The sequence below is a fragment of the Pseudomonas sp. FSO-7 genome, from assembly GCF_059579345.1.
The window spans coordinates 5,201,979-5,222,775 of sequence record NZ_CM184193.1 but is presented as its reverse complement, the minus strand read 5'-3'; the positions used below and the strand labels follow the sequence as shown (position 1 = coordinate 5,222,775).

Genomic DNA, 20,797 nt, shown 5'->3' with positions numbered 1-20,797 from the left:
TATCGCGAGCAAGCTCGCTCCCACAGATTTTTGTGATGACATGAAAAAGGCCGGTGAGCTTGTCGCCCACCGGCCTTCTTCACAGCGCTGGAGTGCGTGTTACTGCACCTCTACCGCCAGGCTCTCGCTGATCTTCTTCTGCCAGATGGCAGGACCGGTGATGTGCACCGACTCGCCTTGGCTATCGACCGCAACGGTCACCGGCATGTCCTTGACCTCGAACTCGTAGATCGCTTCCATGCCCAGTTCGGCGAACGCCAGGACCTTGGATTTCTTGATCGCCTGAGCCACCAGGTAAGCGGCACCGCCGACGGCCATCAGGTAGACGGCCTTGTTGTCCTTGATCGCTTCGATGGCGGTCGGGCCGCGCTCGGATTTGCCGATCATGCCCAACAGGCCGGTCTGCTCGAGGATCTGGCGGGTGAACTTGTCCATCCGTGTGGCGGTGGTCGGACCGGCCGGGCCGACGACTTCGTCGCCTACCGGGTCGACCGGGCCGACGTAATAGATGAAGCGGCCCTTGAGGTCCACCGGCAAGGTTTCACCCTTGTTCAGCATTTCCACCATGCGTTTGTGCGCCGCGTCGCGGCCGGTGAGCATCTTGCCGTTGAGCAGCACGGTTTCGCCCGGCTTCCAGCTTTGCACTTCCTCTGGCGTCAGGGTGTCGAGGTTGACGCGACGGGCCGACGGGCCGGCTTCCCAGACGATTTCCGGGTAGGCGTCCAGCGGTGGCGCTTCCAGCGACGCCGGGCCAGTGCCGTCCAGCACGAAGTGGGCGTGACGGGTGGCGGCGCAGTTGGGGATCATGCACACCGGCAGGGAGGCGGCGTGGGTCGGGTAGTCCATGATCTTCACGTCGAGCACGGTGGTCAGGCCACCCAGGCCCTGGGCGCCGATGCCCAGTTGGTTGACCTTCTCGAACAGCTCCAGGCGCATCTCTTCGATACGGTTCTGCGGGCCGCGGGCCTTGAGCTCGTGGATGTCGATGGATTCCATCAAGACTTCCTTGGCCATGACCGCGGCTTTCTCGGCGGTGCCGCCGATGCCGATGCCGAGCATGCCCGGTGGGCACCAGCCGGCGCCCATGGTCGGAACGGTTTTCAGTACCCAATCGACGATGGAGTCGGACGGGTTGAGCATGGCCATCTTCGACTTGTTCTCGGAGCCGCCGCCCTTGGCCGCCACGTCCACTTCCACGGTGTTGCCCGGGACGATGGAGTAGTGGATCACCGCGGGGGTGTTGTCCTTGGTGTTTTTACGTGCGCCTGCCGGGTCGGCGAGGATGGAGGCACGCAGGACGTTTTCCGGCAGGTTGTAGGCGCGACGCACGCCCTCGTTGATCATGTCGTCCAGGCTCATGGTTGCGCCATCCCAACGCACGTCCATGCCCACGCGCACGAACACGGTCACGATGCCGGTGTCCTGGCAGATCGGCCGATGGCCGGTGGCGCACATGCGCGAGTTGATCAGGATCTGCGCCATGGAGTCACGGGCCGCCGGCGATTCTTCGCGCAGGTAGGCTTCATGCATCGCCTGGATGAAATCCACGGGGTGGTAGTAGGAAATGAACTGCAGGGCGTCGGCAACGCTCTGTATCAGGTCATCTTGCTTGATCACGGTCATGAGTCGCGCTCCTCTCTAAAGACGGGAACATTCAATAAGGTGCCGGCCGCTTGGGTGCATCGGTCGACGGGCGGCACCTCTATAAGGCACGCCGGGCATGCTGGCGCGACGCTAAAAAGGCGCGGCAGTATATCGCAGGCCGGCACCCTGTGGGAGCGAGCTTGCTCGCGATAGCGACGGATTGAACAGGTGGGAGGTGAAAGCCCGTGGCGAGGGAGCTTGCTCCCGCTTGGGTGCGAAGCGCCCACCAGAAACGGGACCGCTTCGCGCTCCAGCGGGAGCAAGCTCCTTCGCCACAGGTAAACGTTCGCCAGGGACATCAGACAACTGCGTCATTTTGGGCCATTGCTTTGACGCCATTTTTCTGCTCCAGAATTGAATGGTCATTTGCCCTACACGCCACTAAAGTGGCGTCTGGCCTGTAGCGTAGGACGCCTCCTGTCAGTTTCCTTTCCCATGGTGAGTCAACGATTGACCCATAACGCCATTCAACGTCTTTTGCTGAAACGCTTCGCTTTGGCGGCCGCGACGTACGCGCTGGCACTGGTTTTGTTGTGGCTGGCATTTTTCAGTGGGCATTACCTGGACTCGTTGCGCGGTGTCATCATCGGCAGCGTGTTAGTCGTGCTGTGCCAGGCCGGGCTGTTCGCGCTGTTTATCACCGACCGTAACCTGCGCTTCGCCGACCCCAGCCTCACCGAAATCCAGGTGTTGATCGGCCTGGGCTGGCAGACCTGGATGATGGCGCACCTGGACCAGGCCCGGGGCGTGTTCCTGGTGTTTTATGTGCTGATCCTGCTGTTCGGGCTATTCCACTTGTCGCGCCGGGCCTTTGTGCGCTGTGCGTCGCTGGTGTTCATCAGCTTCACCGCCATTACCCTCTGGGACGGTTACTTTTTCAGGCTTCCCGATCCCACCCTGTCCGGGTTGCAGGTGGCCGTGCTGTTTCTCGTGCTGGTGTGGCTGGTGTTTTACGCCCGCTACGTCCAGACCTCACGCCAGCGCATGCGCCAGCGGCGGTTTGCCTTGCAGGCGCACCAGGACACCTTGCGCGGGATGATGCGCCAGCTCGAAGACCTGGTGGCCACCGATGAATTGACCGGGCTGTTCAACCGCCGGCACTTCCTGCGCCTGGCCTCCCGCGAACTCAACACCCTCAGGCCCGGCGTCGCCCATGGCCTGGCTCTGATCGACCTCGACCATTTCAAGCGCATCAACGACCTGCACGGCCACGCCGCTGGCGACCAGGTGCTCCAGGCGTTTGCCGCAGTTGCCACGGCGTGCCTGCGCGAAGGCGATGTGCTGGCCCGCTATGGCGGTGAGGAATTTGTCATGCTGCTGCCTGCCTGCGATCCCTCGCGCCTGACGGCCTGTTGCGAGCGGCTGCGGCTGGCGTTCACCGAAGTCGAGCTGATCGGCCTGCAGGTCGGCGCTCTCAGCCTGTCGGCAGGCATGACGATGCTGGACATGGGCGATGACCTGGACAACGCGTTGCAGCGTGCCGACCAAGCCCTGTACCGTGCCAAGCGAGACGGCCGCAATCGTTGCGCCGCCGCCTGGGAGAACGTCGATGCCTGAACTGACAGTCGCCGGTCGGCAATGGACGGTGGCGGCGGGCAGTAACCTGCTGGACGCCTTGAACGGCGCTGGCGTGGCGGTGCCCTACAGTTGCCGCGCCGGGAGCTGCCACGCCTGCCTGGTGCAATGCGTGGGCGGCGATGTGCGTGACAGCCGGCCCGACGCCTTGAGCCCGACGCAGCGCGACCAGGGTTGGCGGCTGGCCTGCCAATGCCAGGTGGTTGAGGATGTGCAGGTCCATACCTTCGACCCGCAACGCGACGGCCAGGCCGCCCAGGTGATGGCGGTGGACTGGCTGGGCGGTGAGGTGCTGCGTTTGCGCGTCACCCCCGAGCGGCCGCTGCGCTATCGGGCCGGGCAGCATCTGGTGCTGTGGGCCGGCGACGTGGCCCGGCCGTATTCCCTGGCGAGCCTGCCCGAAGAAGACCGTTTCCTGGAGTTCCACCTCGATTGCCGCGAGCCCGGCCAGTTCATCGGGGCTGTCCGGCAGATGAAGGCCGGCGACCCGATCCGCCTGGGCGAACTGCGTGGCGGTGCCTTGCACTACGACCCCGACTGGCACGCCAAACCCCTGTGGCTGCTTGCCGCCGGCACCGGTCTGGCACCGTTGTTCGGCCTCCTGCGCGAAGCCTTGCGCCAGCATCACCAAGGCGCGATTCGTCTTATTCACGTGGCCCATGATGCGGCCGGGCATTACCTGGCCAAACCCCTGGCGGCGCTGGCGGCCAAGCATGAAAACCTTTCGGTAGAACTGCTGACCGCGGCCGAGGCGCCGTCCGCCTTGGCGCAACTGCGGCTTGTTTCCCGGCAAACCCAGGCCTTACTCTGCGGTCATCCCGACCGGGTCGAGGCCTTTGCCAAGCGTTTGTACCTGGCCGGCTTGCCGCGCAATCAACTGCTGGCCGACGTCTTCCTGCCCCGTGGTTGAGCGCTGATTTACAGACGCGAGACCGATCATGACCGAAACCCTGTTGCTCGACCGTGAACGCGGCCTGCTGACCGTGCGCTTGAACCGCCCGGACAAGAAAAACGCCCTGACCCGGACCATGTACAGTCAATTGGCCCAAGCCCTGGCGGCGGCGGACAGCGACCCGCAGGTTCACGCCGTGCTGCTCACCGGCTCCAGCGATTGCTTCACCGCCGGCAACGACATCGTCGACTTCCTCGAACAGCCACCGAACGACCTCGATAACCCGGTATTCCAGTTCATGCTCAGCCTGCTCGACTGCCGCAAACCGGTGATCGCCGCCGTGGCCGGGCCGGCAGTGGGCATCGGCACCACGTTGCTGCTGCATTGCGACCTGGTCTACGTCAGCCGCGACGCGCGGCTGCGCCTGCCGTTCGTCAACCTGGGGCTGTGTCCGGAGTTTGGCTCCAGCCTGATCCTGCCGCGGCTGCTGGGCCAGGCCAGGGCTGCGCAATTGTTGCTGTTGGGCGAGGGCTTCAGTGGTGAGCAGGCGGTCGCGTGGGGCATTGCCACCGAGGCGCTGGACACGGGTGAGGCGACATTGGCCAAGGCGCGGGAGGTGGCGTTGCGCTTCGAATCGCTGCCGCCTGAAGCGGTGCGCATCAGCAAGCAACTGATGAAAGCGCCGGACCGGGAACAGTTGCGCAAGGTGATTGAGGAAGAGGGCAGGCTATTCACCCAACGCCTGCGCTCGCCCGAGGCGGTGGCGGCGTTGTCGGGGTTTATCAACAGGCATTAGTTTTGTAGTGCCTGGGCTGGCCTTATCGCGAGCAGGCTCGCTCCCACAAGGGAATCAGCGGTGGCCGAAAATCGAAGACCACCACAGTTCCACTGTGGGAGCTTGCTCGCGACGACGGCGTCACATTCAGCATGGGTGCAACCTGGTCCACCGCTATCGCGAGCAAGCTCGCTCCCACAAGGGAATCAGCGGTGGCCGAAAATCGAAGACCACCACAGTTCCACTGTGGGAGCGAGCTTGCTCGCGATGACGGCGTCACATTCAGTATGGGGGCAAGCTGATCCACCGCTATCGCGAGCAGGCTCTCTCCCACAAGGGAATCAGCGGTGGCCGAAAATCGAAGACCACCACAGTTCCACTGTGGGAGCGAGCTTGCTCGCGATGACGGCGTCACATTCAGCATGGGTGCAAGCTGATCCACCGCTATCGCGAGCAAGCTCTCTCCCACAGGGTTTGGTGGTGGTCGGGAAATTGAATATCACCGCAGACCCTCTGTGGGAGCGAGCCTGCTCGCGATGGGGCCAGTCCAGGCAACACATTTATCAGAAGGCAAAAACCAAAAAGCCCCACCATTCACATGGCAGGGCTTTTGTTTTTCAGCACTCGGTCACTCAGACCATCGGGTCGCCAACATGCAGGATCTTCATCCCGTTGGTGCCGCCGATGGTGTGGTAGCTGTCGCCCTTGGTCAGGATGACCCAGTCACCGGTCTGCACCACGCCGCGCTTGACCAGTTCATCCACCGCCGCCTGGCTGACTTCGCCCGGTTGCAGGGCGGCCGGGTCGAACGGCACGGTGTAGACGCCACGGAACATGGACGCACGGGCCTGGGTTTCGCGGTGTGGGGAGAACGCGTAGATCGGCACCGAGGAGCGGATGCGCGACATGATCAGCGGCGTGTAGCCACTTTCGGTCAGGGCGATGATCGCCTTCACGCCCGGGAAGTGGTTGGCGGTGTACATCGTTGCCAGGGCGATGCTCTCGTCGCAGCGCTCGAAGGTCTTGCCGATGCGGTGGCTGGAGGTCTTGCTGGTCGGGTGCTTTTCAGCGCCGATGCAGATGCGCGCCATGGCTTGCACCGCTTCGAGCGGGTAGAGGCCGGCGGCGCTTTCGGCCGAGAGCATCACGGCGTCGGTGTAGTCGAGCACGGCGTTGGCTACGTCGGACACTTCGGCACGGGTCGGCATCGGGTTCTGGATCATCGACTCCATCATCTGGGTCGCGACGATCACCGCTTTGTTATGGCGGCGCGCGTGCAGAATGATCTTCTTCTGGATGCCCACCAGCTCGGCGTCGCCGATTTCCACGCCGAGGTCGCCACGGGCCACCATCACGGCGTCGGAGGCCTTGATCAGGCCATCGAGGGTTTCGTCGTCGGCCACCGCTTCGGCACGTTCGATCTTGGCCACCAGCCAGGCGGTGCCGCCGGCTTCGTCGCGCAGTTGACGGGCGTATTCCATGTCCGCGGCGTCACGGGGGAAGGACACGGCCAGGTAGTCGACTTCCATTTCCGCGGCCAGCTTGATGTCGGCCTTGTCTTTGTCGGTCAGGGCCGGGGCCGTCAGGCCACCACCGCGACGGTTGATGCCTTTGTGGTCCGACAGCGGGCCACCGATGGTTACGATGCAATTCAGTTCGGTGGCGGTGGCGGTCTCGACGCGCATCACCACGCGACCGTCGTCGAGCAGCAACTCGTCGCCCACGCCGCAATCCTTGACCAGGTCCGGGTAGTCGATGCCGACCACTTGCTGGTTGCCTTCGGTCAACGGATGGCTGGTGGAGAAGGTGAATTTGTCACCGATCTTCAGCTCGATGCGCTTGTTGGCGAATTTGGCGATACGGATCTTCGGGCCTTGCAGGTCACCCAGCAGGGCGACGAAGCGGCCGTGCTTGGCGGCGAGGTCGCGCACCAGCTTGGCACGCGCCTTGTGCTCTTCGGGGGTGCCGTGGGAGAAATTCAGACGGGCAACGTCCAGGCCAGCCAGAATCAGCTGTTCGAGAACTTCCGGCGAATTACTGGCCGGGCCAAGGGTAGCGACGATTTTGGTGCGACGGACGGACATGCAAGACTCCTCAAGTTCAAGCGCCAGCGAAGGCTACTATGCTCTTTGGGTGTAGTCATTGTTCATATGCACTACTTTTTCGTTTGTTTTTCGAAATGAACATTCCTGAAGATTTTTGCGCCTTCAAACACTAATCTCGAACATCGCTCTCGTGGCGAGGGAGCTTGCTCCCGCTGGGGCGCGAAGCGGCCCTATTTTTTGGGCTGCTGCGCAGCCCAGCGGGAGCAAGCTCCCTCGCCACGGGTGTTCTAACGGGCAAGCGTTTTCAGGCTGAAGATTTTCTTGCCCAGGTCGATACAGAGCTCAAGACAGGAGAACCTCCCATGCGATTCGTGCTTTTTGTTGCCCTGGCCCTGAGCGTCACGGGCTGCACCCGTTGGTCGATGAACCACCACATGAACCTGGCCTACAAGGCCTATGACCGTGGCAATTGCGAGCAGGTCATGCTCGAACTGTCCAAGGTCGACCGCGCCAGCCGTGCCCGCCGCTACATGCAGCCGGAAGTCTCGATGCTGCGCGGCCAGTGCCTGGAACGGCAGAAGCTGTTTATCGATGCGGCGCAGACCTACCAGTTCATCATCACCCAATACCCTAACAGCGAATACGCGTTCCGCGCCCGCGCCCGGCTCGAAACCTTGCAGAGCCTGGGTCATTACCCGACCCGCAGCGCGTCAGCGATCCGTCCAGCTTCTTGATCTTCCCTCCCGTGGCCAGGCGTAATCCTGGCCATCCTCCTTTTGCCTGTTGTGTTTATGAAAATTAATACGTGAGACTGGTCGTCATTCCACCTTGGGCTATATTTGTACAAGTCGTAGTTAGAGCTAGATCTCTACTTTTTAGAAGCACCTGAGACCGGCAGAAGTAGGCTTAAGGCGGTTGGCAGCGTCTGGCACCGGTATTGGGGAGAGCGGGCTCGCTTGGGTTCGTTCCGAAGTGATCGGTAGGCCCTGTACGTGGCCGCTAGAAAAGCGATACAAGACATGTACAAAGAACGTCGGATCGAACGGCATCAGTTGCCGTATTTCCTCAAAGTGTTCAACGGTATCAACGACAGGCCTATCGGTTTTTTGGGCAATGTTTCTGAAAATGGGCTGATGCTGATCAGCCCTCTGCCGTTGATGGTCGGTGCGGATTTTGACTTGCACCTGAAAATCCCCTCCGACGAAGGGCCACAGCAAAACATCAAGTTGAAAGCCAGGTGCCTGTGGTGCCACGAAGATGTGACGCCGATGCATTTCGATGCTGGTTTCAGGCTGCTATGGGCGCCACCGGAGTACGGGCAACTGGTGGGTGCCTTGCAGCAATATTTCTGTTTTCACCCGCTGCCGGAGTCGGCCTGAACGAACTGCCTACGGTCCCACGGGGCTCTATGTCCACCGAGGATCCAATGTGGGAGCGAGCTTGCTCGCGATAGCGTTGGGTCAGTCGATGAAGATATTGGCCGTACCGCCGCCATCGCGAGCAAGCTCGCTCCCACAGGGATTGGGGGGATACCTGTCCTGTGACCATCGCAAATCCACTGTGGGAGCGAGCCTGCTCGCGATAGCCATCTAAACTACCCCATCGCCAAGTTGTGCTCCCATAGCTTCATATCAACGCTGAACCTTCCCTTCGTTATCCATCAACTTTTCCAGCAACAACACCCCCATCTCGCCCATCTGGTGAATCGCCAGGGCCAGGTTGCGCGGGGCGCCTTCCAGGTCTTCGGATAAATCCAGGATCAGCGTGCTCACCGAGCAGAAGGTTTCGTAGGTGTGCGCGAGCATGCCTTCGGGGTCGGCGTCGGGCGCGACGATGAAGTAATCCGGTTGTTTGGCAGGCTTTTTGTCGGGCTGGCCATGGCTGGGCTTGAGGTAGTAGTCCAGGACTTTTTGGGTGGCTTGGTCGAGCTTTTCGGCGTCGAGGGGTTCTTGGGGGGATAGCGGGTCGGTATGCGGAGGGTTAGGTGTGGCTTTGAACATGGTGATCTTCCTTAAATGATGCCTTGACCACTTCGCGACTAAACGGAGGGGCGGCGGCTGTACGCAGGTTAGTCGACCGGGGAAGTATCACCAAAAACCGGCGCGCCGAAGCGCCCTGCGCACAGCCACCATCAAGAGCAGGAATAGGAGACCTGACTGATGGAGACGCAATGCATCTTGGTGATTTACCCCGGGCGACTAAACCCGATCGCTGGATATCAGCGACACGAATCAAGTTACGGGGCAAGGCCAAGGCGCACAAGCCGGCGGATTCTGGCGGATCTGTAGTCCGTTGCGCAAGGCGTTGTAGTCAGTCGGTCGCTTCTTACAGATGCCGCCGCTGGTCGGGACTGTCAGAGCTGACAGGTGTTCAAACCGCAAGATTGGCACTGAATGACTGGCGAACTATCCGGCCACATCACCAGCCTGTTAATCACCAATTGTGGAATGAATCATGAACACTGACGATGGGATCGAAGAAGGGCAGCCAGATGGAGCCCCAGAGAGGAATCCATCAGAAGCCGACGGATACGAGCGTACATCTACTTCCTCTAGTGTTGATATCCAAGAACACGAAGCTATTGATTCGCCTGCCGCCACCCGTACTTCAACAGTATTGGAGGTTATGCACAGTGGCCAAGTAGCGAAGCTTGAGGTGAGCTACTTTTGGAATGCCACGGGTACGGTATTCAATTGTTACGCAGTACAGTACTGGGTCAGCAATAATAACCGTCATTCCGGAGACATTATTCTGGAGTTTTCCTCGAAACAACCTGGTTCCTGGAGGCATACGCTAACCGAAAATGCTCGGCAAGATGGTCAATGGCACTTTATGCCGGGTTCTACAAACGGGGGGGAAGTATGGGGGAATAGCTCAACAGCAAAAATTGAGTTTACTTATATCTTTGATCGTTCGGGGGGAGACCCTACGGCCTGGGTGGCGACCGACGTCAGTTTTGCGCCTGCTCCAGTAATTGAATCCCCCTCTGGTGAGGTTGTTGCCCTGCCGGTCACTGTTTCAGGGATCAACGGTGTAGCTGATGGTAGCATCAACATTTATAACGCTCGGAATCGTCAGTTTTTAGCATCTACAGTTATATATAGCAGTGGTGGATGGATGGGGACATTCCATATGCCGGATGGATCAGACACTGTGACTATTTACGCGACCCAAACAATAGGGGGAGCGACGTCCGTAGACTCGAATCAGAAAACGGCCTACCTGGCACCGACGACGCTTACCACGCCCGCACAGGGCGCTGTAGTACGCGCTGACCAGATTGTCTTCGCAGGCTTAGGATTTCCGCACAATCATGTATGGGCGGTTGTTCCTAATGTGGGTACAGAACTGTCAGAGAAAAAATCCGTAAAAACCGATAAAACTTGGAGCACTCCAGTAAAAGTAACTCTGCCCAGTGGACCTTGTTCAGTACAGGCGGCCTATCAATATGGCGGTGGGCCCGTTAAATATACAGAGGCACGCACCTTTACGGTCTTGGGCAAATTAAACATCAACGCGCTCACCGCCCCCCAGAACATGAACTTCACGGTCACTGGAACAAACGGCATCGTCGGCGCCAAAGTTTACGTGAAATTGGACTGGAGCCCTGAAAGCGTAGGTGACGACACTGTGAAGGCAGGGGGAAACTGGAGCGTTAATGTAAGTCTGAACAAGGCGGGCCCCGTCAATTTGGTGGCCGAGCAGACCTATCAAGGCGTTACCTCGCAACGCAGTGACTACCGTGAGTTCAAGATAAAACCCCCAAAACTGGTGGGTATCGACGTGTCCTACCCCAGCTCCGGCACGGTGAGGTTTTCGGGGGCCGGTTATGACACAGCCATCGTGGATGTTCACATCGCGAACAATATGGATCCGCAAGGCAGCGAACCGGTGCGGTCGGGTGCGTGGTTTTTTGAATGGACGAATCAGCCACCTGCCCAGCATGAAATGAATATCCGGCAAAGAGTTCCCGATGGCTCAGGCTGGATCTATTCCGATTGGAGCGACAGGCTCACGGTTCCTATCCCCGTCCCAGTGCCAACCCTCTCGGTTCAGGTCGGTGAGGACCGCAAACCCGTGTTTTTCGGTACCGGTGATACCTGGCCTGGGCAACCGGGGCGGATCGAGGTGCGGCGTGAAGGCGAGACTGTGCCCGCTGTGCCCATTGTCGACGTCGACACTGCCGACAAGACCTGGTCCTGTACGGCCACCGAAGCCTGGGACCCGGGTATCTACCGTGTCCAAGCATGGCAGTTGTTCAACAACCTGAGCTCTAACCCGACCGCTTTCAAATCGTTCACCATCAACGCGCCGTTACCCACTGTGAGCGTCAGCTACGACGGTCTGACCCCGCATTTCTCGGGCACCTGCTTGAACGGTGCGCAGGTCAATCTTGGGTTCGATGGGGAGCAGGGCACGCCCCATGCGGCCACGATGGATGGTACCAACTGGACCTTCACCCGGGAGGAGCCGTTCCTGCCCGGTACCTATACGGCTCGCGTCACCCAGAGCATCGGCGGTGTAACGTCCAATCCGGCGTCCCAGCCGTTCGAAATCGTCGTGTTGCAGCCGGTCATCACTTCGCCCGTCGATGAGGATGTGGATCACAACCCCGTCATCAGGGGCACGGGCGGCATACCGGGGGCTACGATGTATGTGTTTGATGCCGTGACGAAATTGCCGCTAGGCGAGAATCCGGTCACGGAGAACGACTGGTCGGTGTCCCTCGAAGACCTTTCGTTTGGTCCGCATACCGTGTACGCCGTGCAGCAATACGGAGAATGGCCATCCGAAGAAAGCCAACGGGTCACCTTCACGGTGATCCTGTTCCCCCCCACCATCGAGTATCCCCAGCCGGGCGACCGCATGCCCCGCATCGCCGTCATCGATGGCTATGCCCGCGCTGCGTCGGGGTTCGATGTGGCGTGGGTCGAGCTGTGGCTCGACGGTGCGGACGAACCCTTGACCACGGTGCGGGCCAACCGCTTGGGTTACTGGTCCTACGACGCCCATTTGCCCGTGGGTGAATGCGTGTTGCGCGCTCGGCAACTGTTTGCCGAAGAGGTCTCTGATTTCGGGCCCGATCATCCCATCACCGTGGTGCCGCCGATTCCCCTCATTGAATCACCGGCACTGCAACAGCACATCGGCGCGACGGCGACGATTTCCGGGCACGGGTATGCCGGTGACTGGGTGGAAGTGGCCTGGAGCGATGAGCCCGACACCGTTTTGGGCCGGACCCAGGTGCAAGCGAACCGGACGTGGTCACTGGCGTTGCCCATCGACCGGCCGGCCGGCGAACACCACTGGATCGTGCAGCAGGAATGCGATGACTACCGCTCCGGCTGGAGCGAGGCGCATCCGGTGCTGTTGCTGTCCGGCGCGCCGACATTCACCGCGCCCGAAGCCGGGCATTGGTTCGCGGGCACGGCGCTTTTCGAAGGCACTGGCGAGACGGGCAAGCGCATTGAATTGTCGTACTGGTTCGATAGCCGGCAGGTGGTTTCCCAGGACGATTTGGTAACGGGTGGCACCTGGACGGCTTCGCCGGATGCTCCGTTGCTGCCGGGCGCCCACTGGCTGAAAGCGCGGCAAGACGATTCGGATTGGGCCGACAGCCTGCGTTTTGAAGTGGCCCGGGTTGAGGACAACCGGGGTCGGTAGGCGGATGGGCATTCACCCCGAGACCCCCTGTGGGAGCGAGCCTGCTCGCGATAGCGGTGGTTCAGTTGTGGAGATGTTGACTGTGGCGCCGTCATCGCGAGCAAGCTCGCTCCCACAGGGAGTCGGGGTGGCAGCCGGATTTGTGTTCGCCCGAGATTCGGTGTGGGAGCGAGCCTGCTCGCGATAGCGGAGGGTCAGCGGATGGCGAGGTGACTGTCCCGGCGCCTTCGCGAGCAAGCCCGCTCCCACAGGAAATCGGGGGTGACTACCCGCGTTTTGAAGTGGAACCGATCGAGCAAAATCCTTGGAAAAAACTTGCGCCTACTGTCAAGTCTGACAGTAGGCGCAGCCCCGCTTTTACCTTCAAATATCAGGTGTGCAGGCCGCTGCCTTTGGTGCAGGTGGCCCGATTCCTTATCCCCAGCGGAGCGCTACGATGAAGGACTCTCCGGCTCGAATCGCCAGCCATTTTTGTGCGCAGGTCCTGAAGGGGCAGCCGTCCGATGAGTTTCCCAGCCTGGTGCAATATTTTGAAGACGGCGGTTCGGTGTGTGCGCTGGCGCGCAAAGGGGTCGCCGGGTTAGTGGATGAGTATGGCCTGGCGCTTGACGACGCCCGGGCCCTCGCGCTACGCCTTAACGGCTTGGCGACTTGGGTGCTGCGCCTCTACATCGAAGACCAACTGACCCATCCTGAGCCGCTCCCCGCACACCTGCGCCAAGGGATGTTGGCGTTGGTCACCGGGCCAACCTACGGCGACCTGTTCCGGCCTAATTTTAGCGGTAGGTGTCCGATTGACGCGATCGAGGCCATTCATTCGCCCGTGGCTTATGCGGTGTGGCTCAAGCGCTGGTCGGAACAACGCCTCAGGCCTTCTGAAGAGGCGGATGCTTTCCTGCTCAAGCTCCGGCGGGTGGACCTGGATGAGTTGGACATTGATCCGGTGACCACGTACGGCGTGGTGTCCTCGGTGGAAGTGGTCAGCAAGGTGCTGGAGACATCGATCAAGGATTCCCTTGGGCCAATGCAAAACCTCGACGTGATACTCAACGAACGCAGCTACCCCAATGGGCTGCCCTACCACCACCCCTGGGTCACGATGGATGAGTTGACCCGGGATCTTGGCACTTCCGTGGGCGGCATCGTTAAGCTGTGCGACCCCAAGTACCCCTATTTCCTGCGGGACCTGCCTTGGGGCGAGACGGCCGATGACGCGCTCACCCAGGCCACCCGACTCAGCCCAAGCCAGCGGGCGATCATGACCGATGCTCCGCATTTTCCCGATGGCGATCAAGACGCTTATTTCAAGAAGTATTTCGGGCTGCTGAGTGATATCGAAGCGGCCGACCTCAATCAGACCTTCTTCTTCAACCAGCGGACCAAGCTGACGCAACCCGGCCTCGAGGCCCTGCTCTCGGTCGAGCTGTTCGCCCCCACCGTGTCCCCGCATGTGTCGCTCATTGACGAGGAGATCACGCCTGGGCATGCAGGCTCGGTGTTCGTCAACAATGGCCTGGCCGAACCACCGTTGATGAGCATCGAATACGGTGGCAGCGACTTCACCAACAAGATTTTCGGGATTGTCGACGAGGACGATGTAGAGAACCCCCGGTACGACAGAATTGACCGCCTCAACCGCAAAGTCCGCCTGGACAATGCCATGCGGATGGCCAGCCATGAAACCGACGCGTTATTGGTGGCGATCATCGAGGCCGAGTTGGGCATGGCCAATGCCACGGACGACCCGCCCGACTATTGGATGAGCGAAAACACCCTGCGGGCGCTGGGGTTGTTTGAAATGCTGCGGGAAGACTACCAATGCACGGCCGAAGAATTTGCTGCGTTCATGGGCAGTGTGTCGATTTACGGTCGTGGCACCGAGGCCTCGCAGTTCGACCGCGTGTTCAACAAGGACACGCTGGCGATCCCGCCTTTGAAGCTGGATGGCAGCGAGTTTGCGCTGGTGCCGGTGACTGAGGCCGACGCCCTCACGGTCGTGCATATTTGCAGTGGCCTGAACATCGACCTGGCGACCTATTTCAGCCTGGCGCCGCTGATCGCCGAGGCCCACGGGAGGCTCTTGCGTAGCCTGCCGGTGCTCTCCAGCTTCTACCGCATGGCCAGGCTGCCCCAGAGGTTGGGTGTGGCGCCGAACGTGGCGGTAGAAATTCTCAACCTGTTGAGCCCCGGGACCTGGGGCGCGGTGCTGGCCGGTCAGCCGCGTATCCACGGGGAGAGGGCACAGATGCCCGATGCCTTGTCGCAAATCCAGCGCCTGGAGGGCTGGGTCCGCTGGTGCGCCGACAGTGGCCTGGACGTGGCCTGGACGGTCGAACACGTCAAGCCCATCGCCGCGCCAGCCCAGCCCTTGGAAGCACAGCTTGAACTTTTCGAGCAGATTCGCACCAGGCTTGCGCCGTCGTTGTTTACCGAAGCCGGGCTGCGCATGGCCGGTGCGCCGGAATTGACCAATGGCCGGCTATGGACGAACCAACTCTTGGAACTGGTGGATCAGGACGGGTTGGTGATTCATCGGCTCGAGTCCGCCGACCCACCCTACGAGTTCTATGCCCGGGAGGTGGTCGATCGGGTGGTACGTCAGGTGATGGGCCGACAGGACCCACAAACCGTCGAAAGAATCATGGCGGTACTGCTGAGCAGTCGCGCCAGTCAACGTGGGGTGGTTCAGGAGAGGCTGGCCGTGTATGGCCGGTTGACACCGGTCTTGGCATTGCCGGTGCTGGCCTGGTCGGGGGGCACGGTGCATGACGTGCTGTTACAGGCGCTGGGACGCACATCGGTCCAGGATTCAGGGGACAGCCCCCGCGACGAGACGCCGGGTGACCCCTTCCTGGGCATGCTGGCGGGTTTTACCCGCCGCAGTGAAGTGGTGAAAGCGTTCAACTTGAGCGTGGAGTTTCTCAGCCTTTACCTGAGCATCGGCGATGGTGTGGGGGGCGTCCCCGGCACAGGGCCGTTTACCCCAAGCGCCTTGTATTACCTGACGGTCTATAACCGTGCCGTCGCGCTCAGCCAGAAACCCGAGTCGCAGCTACTCGGTTATTTGCAACGGGTCAACGAACTGCCCGGCAATTTGTCGGGCGACGGACTGCGCCTGGTGCAAGAGCAGGCCGCCAGGCTGCTCGCCGAACTTTTTGACTGGAGTGTCGAAGAGGTGCGGGCGTGCGCCGACCGTGTCAATCCCGCGAAAGGCTACATCCGCACGCTGGAACATCTTGATCTGTTCACGCGTCTGCGCGGGTTTGTACTGCTGAGCAAACTGGATGCGCCGACCACGCTGAAGATCGGCAAACTCGACCCGGACGCAAGCTTTCAGCAATACGAAGAGGTCGCCCATCAGGTCGCCGTCCTCCTGTCGGAACCAGGCCGCACGTCACCGCTGTACGGCATTCACGCCACGGTGGATCGGGTCGAGGTCGAGAGCAGTATCAGTACTCATGAACTGATCGCCAACAGCGCTGAGACGGCAGAGTTGACCGTCACGGTGACCCGCGCTGGGGAGCTCCAGGCAAACGTCAATGTTTATTGGAATTCGACGCTGTGCACGGTTGAACCGGCGTTTTCGACCACCGGGGCGGACGGTATCGCCACGGCCACCGTGCGGGCCGGGACCGTGATGGGGCGCGATGTGATCAGTTATCGCCTGGATGCCCGCGAGCCACAGCCTGCGGCGACCATCACCCTGGGCAATGACCCTGGGTCGTATGAGTTTTATATGCTGGACGAGGAGATCTCTGTCACTCGGGAAAAAGTCGGCATCGACATCACCTTGCGGGCGCGCTTGCTCGATCAGTATGAAAACCCGGTTGCCCACGAGCTGGTGAGTTGGGAGCTCAACCCTGTGTTCACTCATCCTGTCCCGACCTTGACCAATGCCGAGGGGGTGACGGAGGTGACGTTCACCAGCCTGGAAGCCGTGACCATCAGTGGGCCGAGCGTCTCTAGAGACGATCTCAAGATGCTGTTCCCACCGATCAGCTTCGTGCTCACCCTGGAAGACGACGACCTTTGATCGATCCCCGCGGTGGTCAGCCGCAGGCGCCGCAGCCCAGCAAACAGGAGACGATTATGGCCACGCAAGACATCACCCGGGTGACCGCCCTGCGCCGCGACGCATTGGTCGAGTGTGCGCTGGGGATCAAGGAAATCGAAGACCGGGAGCAGAACAAGGGTTTTCCGCTGATCAAAACCGCCGACGATCTGTTGGAGTGGCTGCGCACCGATCCCCAGGATAACCATCAGGTCAAGACTTCCTGGGTCGCCGAGGCCGTCAGTTGTTTCCAGCAATACATCCACGCGGTCTACCAGAAACTCGAGCCGGGCTACACCGACCGGGAGTTCGACCCCAAGGACTTGAAGGATTGGGACATTGCCAGTCAGTACCCGTTGTGGGCCGCCAGCCAATTGCTCAAGTGCATGCCCGAAGACTACATCACCCCGTATGCGCGCATCCGCAAGACCAGCCTGTTCAAAGACCTTGAAAACAACCTCAACCAGACCCGGCTGACCACCGATTCGGTGCAACAGGGCATCCAGCAATACCTGCGGGGCTTTGAAGAAGTGTGCAACCTGGAGGTGCTCACCGGCTATGTCGATACCGACGGGCCCCATGCCCGCAACGCCGATTACTACCTGATCGGCAAGGAGCGGATTGCGCCTTATCGCTATTTCTGGCGCAAGGCTGATGTGCAGGTGAATGCGGACAGCGTGGCCATCAACCCGGCCGCCTGGAGCGAGTGGAAACCCGTCGATATTCCCGCCGATGTGCGCGTGCTCGATAGCCGCCTGGTCTTTTGGGGCGGGCGCTTGTGCCTGGTCTGGGCCGAATGGCGCGAGGCGTTTTTCGATGGCGAGGGCGTGATGCAAAAGCCCTACGAGATCGAGTTGAAGGTGGCCTTTATCACGCTGAGCGGGCAGTGGTCGCCGCCGGTACGCTTGAACCTGACACAGTTGGACTACGACGTGGGTGACAAATGCCGGCTGGTGGCGGTGATGCTGCGCGACGACGTCGACCCGCTCTATCCCAAGGGGCGGTTGGCGGTGCACTTGACCAATGCGATCGACTTCTCGACCCGAGCCAATCCGGTGGACATCTACGAAACCCGCGATGCGCTGTTTCGCAAGGTGGACGATGAAAAACCGATCATGGATCACCTGGCGATGGTCCGCTTCAGCGATCCTTTAACCTTGCAGCAACGGATTGCCCCGTCGGACTTTTCCAGCATGACCGAAACGGTCTCGTCGGGGGCGAGCCCTCTGGTGGACAAATTCGCCCTCAAGGCAGTGATAAGGCAGAACCAAGGCAGTCAGATGCTGTCTGTGCAAGCGCACTGCGCTCAACTGGTGCCTGGCATGGCGGGAGCGCAAAAGGAGTTCATTTTGACTCTGTCCGATCCTTCAGGCAGTGACACAGAATTCTTCAAAACGGATTATTCCGACAATGGTGGTTGGTCCTCTTCATGGAATAACTATTTCCGCCCCAATTTCGCCGGTATGACCGCAACGTTTACCCTCACAGGTGACGGCCTGGGCACAAAAACCTTCGTGCTGACACTCAAGGGCCTTCCTCCCGAGGTCACGCTGCCAAAACTGCACAAAACCAACCCGCGCGGGGCCCAGTTTCTGCAACTCAACGACCCTGGGTTGACGAAGCTCAGTTACGTGCGCCTGAACACGCTGATCGGCGCTGAACTGGTGACACGCGCCAACGTTTCGATCGACGCCGTGCTCGACTGGGACACCCAGTTTCCCGATGAGCCGAAGCTGCCTGACAATACCGATGAGCCCAACGGGCCGTTCGACGGGGCCAACGGGCTGTTTTTCTGGGAGCTGTTTTTCCATTTGCCCCACCTGGTGGCGACGCGCCTCAAGGACGAAGACCGTTTCGTCGAAGCCCAACAATGGCTGCACTTTATCTTCGACCCCCAGGCCCCCGCCGACCCGGCAAACCGCCTGGCGGCTCCCAAGCCCCCGTACTGGCGCTGCCGGCCCTTGAACGTGAACAGCACTGATGACGGCGGGGTAGGGTGTGAAGCCGATAACCCCACCGATCCGGATGCGATCGCCTACTCGACGCCCCGGCATTACCAAATGCTGATTTACCTCGACTATGTGGCCAACCTTCTGGCATGGGGCGACTGGCTGTACCGCCAGTTGACCCGCGACAGCCTGGCGGCGGCCAAGCTGCAATACCTGCGCGCCAAAAACCTGATGGGCGTATCACCGGACACTCAGGCCCTGAGCCAATGGACGCCGACCAAGCTGGGAGACCTGGTTACGAAGCTGGAGGAAGGTGCGGCACTCAAGGCGTTCGAAAGAGCGCTGCAATTGGACTCGGGATGGCTGCCGGTCAAGACCCGGTTTTTTGAAGACCCCGGCGTCATCGGTACCGAGCCTTTCCGCTTGCCGGTGAGTCTGCGGGTGTTGCAGCTCTATGAGTTGCCGGCCCAACGCCTGTACAACCTGCGCCATAACCTGACCATCGATGGCAAACCCATGTCCGTCGAATTGTTCAGCACGATCAACCCGGCCGATCTGCTCAATAACCTGGCGGCCGGTGGCGCCGGCCCGGTTCGGCCCATGGGCGGGCCTTTGCGCATTGCCGCGTTTCGCTGGCGTGTGCTGTTCGATGCCGCACTGCGGGCCACGCAATATCTGCAAGAGTGCGGCAATCAGGTGATCCGCCTGCTGGAGCAACAGGACCGCGGCGAGCAGGAGCTGTTGCAGCAGCGTCACTTGACCGAGTTGGGCGCCTTCACCAAGGCCATGCAGGAGGAAAATCTCGCCCAGGCGAAGGAAAGCCTGGCGGCGCTCAACAGCAGCCGGGCAATCACCGAACAGCGCCGTTTGCACTACGCAAAACTGCACATGGAGAACATTTCCGGTGCCGAATACAAGGTCATGGCGGACCTGGACGTCGCGCAAATGCTGTCGTCACTCAGCACCGGGTTCGAGATGGCCGGTGCTGCCATCGACACCCTCCCCAACGTATTCGGCCTGGCCAACGGCGGGCACCAGGTGGGCAACATTCCGCGCGCCGTTGGCTTCGGTTTTCAGATCGCGGCAGAGGTTGTTCGCGGCAATGCCGAAAAAGATGCCACGTCCGAAAGCTACCGTCGGCGGCGTGAAGACTGGGGGCTGGCACGGGACCAGGCCGAGGCGGAGCTGGTGATGATCGATGACAGCATCAACGCCCAGACCCGTGCGGTTGCTGCTGCCGAGGCGGGCTTGAAACAGATCGTCAGAATGAATGCCCAGACCCAGGCGCTCTACGATTTTCTGCTCACCCGCGCCACGCGCGTCGAGCTGTACCGCTGGTACGTGGGGCAATGCAAGACCTTGCATTATCAGGCTTACGATCAAGTCGTCAGTTTGTGCCTCAGTGCCCAGCGCGCCTTGCAGGTGGAGAGCGCCGAGTTCGATCTCAACCACATACGCACCAATGCCTGGCTGGACAACTACTACGGCCTGACGGCCGGGGATGCCCTGCGGCTCGACCTGTTGCGCATGGAGGCCGATTATCTGCTGCGTTATGAGCGGCGTCCGGAAATGGTCAAGACCGTGTCGTTGCGCCAGTTGTTCAATGAAAACAGTGGCGTGGCCGGCCAGATGGACTGGGAAGAGGCGTTGAAGAGCTTGCAAGACTCCGGCGAGTTGGAGTTCGAGCTGTCCCAGCGCTTGTTCGACCGTGACTATCACAACCATTACTGCCGGCAGATCAGCGCCGTGGACGTGACGCTACCGACGCTGCTCGGCCCCTTCGAAAACCTCTGTGCAACGCTGACGCAGATCCGCAGCGTCACCGCCATCAAGGATTCGCTCCAGTCGTTGGAATATCTCTATAGCGATAACCCGACGTCAGCTCCACCGGATGTACTGGTGAATATCAGCAGCGGCGAGCACATCGCCATTTCCGTTGGGGTGGAGGATTTCGGCACGGTCGCGTTGAAACCCGACGAGGGTTTGCGCAACCCGTTTGAAAATACCGGCGCCGTGTCCCTCTGGACGTTGGCCTTTCCCTGGCATCTGAAACCTCGCCAGAAACAGCAACTGCTGGCCTTGACCGACATCATCCTCAAGATCCGATACACCGCCAAGGTAGGCAGCCCGGCGTTCTCCAGAGAGGTCCAATCCTTTTTCAACCAATCTGAACCGAACGCACGTGGGGTGGAAAAATGAAAA

11 protein-coding genes are annotated in these 20,797 nt (G+C 60.6%); 8 read left to right on the top strand and 3 right to left on the bottom strand.

Features of this window, described 5'->3' with window-relative positions; genetic code table 11:
• Window positions 1-99: 99 nt before the first annotated feature.
• Window positions 100-1,623 (bottom strand): fumarate hydratase, encoded by a 1,524-nt coding sequence (locus AC515T_RS22850; protein ID WP_496530121.1) that lies wholly within the window; start codon window positions 1,621-1,623, stop codon window positions 100-102.
• A gap of 471 nt (window positions 1,624-2,094) precedes the next feature.
• Here AC515T_RS22850 and AC515T_RS22845 point away from each other — a divergent pair, with 471 nt between their 5' ends.
• The 3 genes from AC515T_RS22845 to AC515T_RS22835 are packed head-to-tail and all read left to right on the top strand — an operon-like array spanning window position 2,095 to window position 4,907.
• Window positions 2,095-3,201 carry a GGDEF domain-containing protein gene (locus tag AC515T_RS22845; RefSeq protein WP_496530120.1) on the top strand — a complete coding sequence of 369 codons (1,107 nt, stop codon included), beginning with the start codon at window positions 2,095-2,097 and terminating at the stop codon, window positions 3,199-3,201.
• Window positions 3,194-4,129 carry an iron-sulfur-binding ferredoxin reductase gene (locus tag AC515T_RS22840; RefSeq protein ID WP_496530119.1) on the top strand — a complete coding sequence of 312 codons (936 nt, stop codon included), beginning with the start codon at window positions 3,194-3,196 and terminating at the stop codon, window positions 4,127-4,129. Before AC515T_RS22845 ends, AC515T_RS22840 begins: the two co-directional genes overlap by 8 nt.
• 28 nt (window positions 4,130-4,157) lie before the next feature.
• Window positions 4,158-4,907, top strand: coding sequence for an enoyl-CoA hydratase-related protein (locus AC515T_RS22835; RefSeq protein ID WP_496530118.1), 750 nt, complete (start codon window positions 4,158-4,160; stop codon window positions 4,905-4,907).
• A gap of 611 nt (window positions 4,908-5,518) precedes the next feature.
• Here the strand turns inward: AC515T_RS22835 and pyk are convergent.
• A complete protein-coding gene (gene pyk / locus AC515T_RS22830; protein ID WP_496530117.1) occupies window positions 5,519-6,970 on the bottom strand; it encodes a pyruvate kinase in 1,452 nt (483 codons plus the stop codon).
• 323 nt (window positions 6,971-7,293) lie between these two features.
• On the opposite strand from pyk, the gene AC515T_RS22825 reads away from it, so the two are divergent.
• On the top strand, window positions 7,294-7,665 hold the full coding sequence (locus AC515T_RS22825; protein WP_207964963.1) for a tetratricopeptide repeat protein: 372 nt from the start codon (window positions 7,294-7,296) through the stop codon (window positions 7,663-7,665).
• Window positions 7,666-7,950: 285 nt separating this feature from the next.
• A complete protein-coding gene (locus tag AC515T_RS22820; protein ID WP_496530116.1) occupies window positions 7,951-8,310 on the top strand; it encodes a PilZ domain-containing protein in 360 nt (119 codons plus the stop codon).
• Window positions 8,311-8,562: 252 nt separating this feature from the next.
• Here the strand turns inward: AC515T_RS22820 and AC515T_RS22815 are convergent, their stop codons facing one another.
• On the bottom strand, window positions 8,563-8,931 hold the full coding sequence (locus tag AC515T_RS22815; RefSeq protein ID WP_496530115.1) for a DUF6124 family protein: 369 nt from the start codon (window positions 8,929-8,931) through the stop codon (window positions 8,563-8,565).
• A gap of 454 nt (window positions 8,932-9,385) precedes the next feature.
• On the opposite strand from AC515T_RS22815, the gene AC515T_RS22810 reads away from it, so the two are divergent.
• The 3 genes from AC515T_RS22810 (at window position 9,386) to AC515T_RS22800 (ending at window position 20,794) form a co-directional block, all read left to right on the top strand.
• Window positions 9,386-12,595 (top strand): hypothetical protein, encoded by a 3,210-nt coding sequence (locus tag AC515T_RS22810; RefSeq protein ID WP_496530114.1) that lies wholly within the window; start codon window positions 9,386-9,388, stop codon window positions 12,593-12,595.
• A 436-nt stretch (window positions 12,596-13,031) separates the two neighbouring features.
• Window positions 13,032-16,628 (top strand): Tc toxin subunit A, encoded by a 3,597-nt coding sequence (locus AC515T_RS22805; protein ID WP_496530113.1) that lies wholly within the window; start codon window positions 13,032-13,034, stop codon window positions 16,626-16,628.
• A gap of 56 nt (window positions 16,629-16,684) precedes the next feature.
• A complete protein-coding gene (locus tag AC515T_RS22800) occupies window positions 16,685-20,794 on the top strand; it encodes a Tc toxin subunit A-related protein (protein WP_496530112.1) in 4,110 nt (1,369 codons plus the stop codon).
• The last annotated feature ends 3 nt before the right edge of the window (window positions 20,795-20,797 follow it).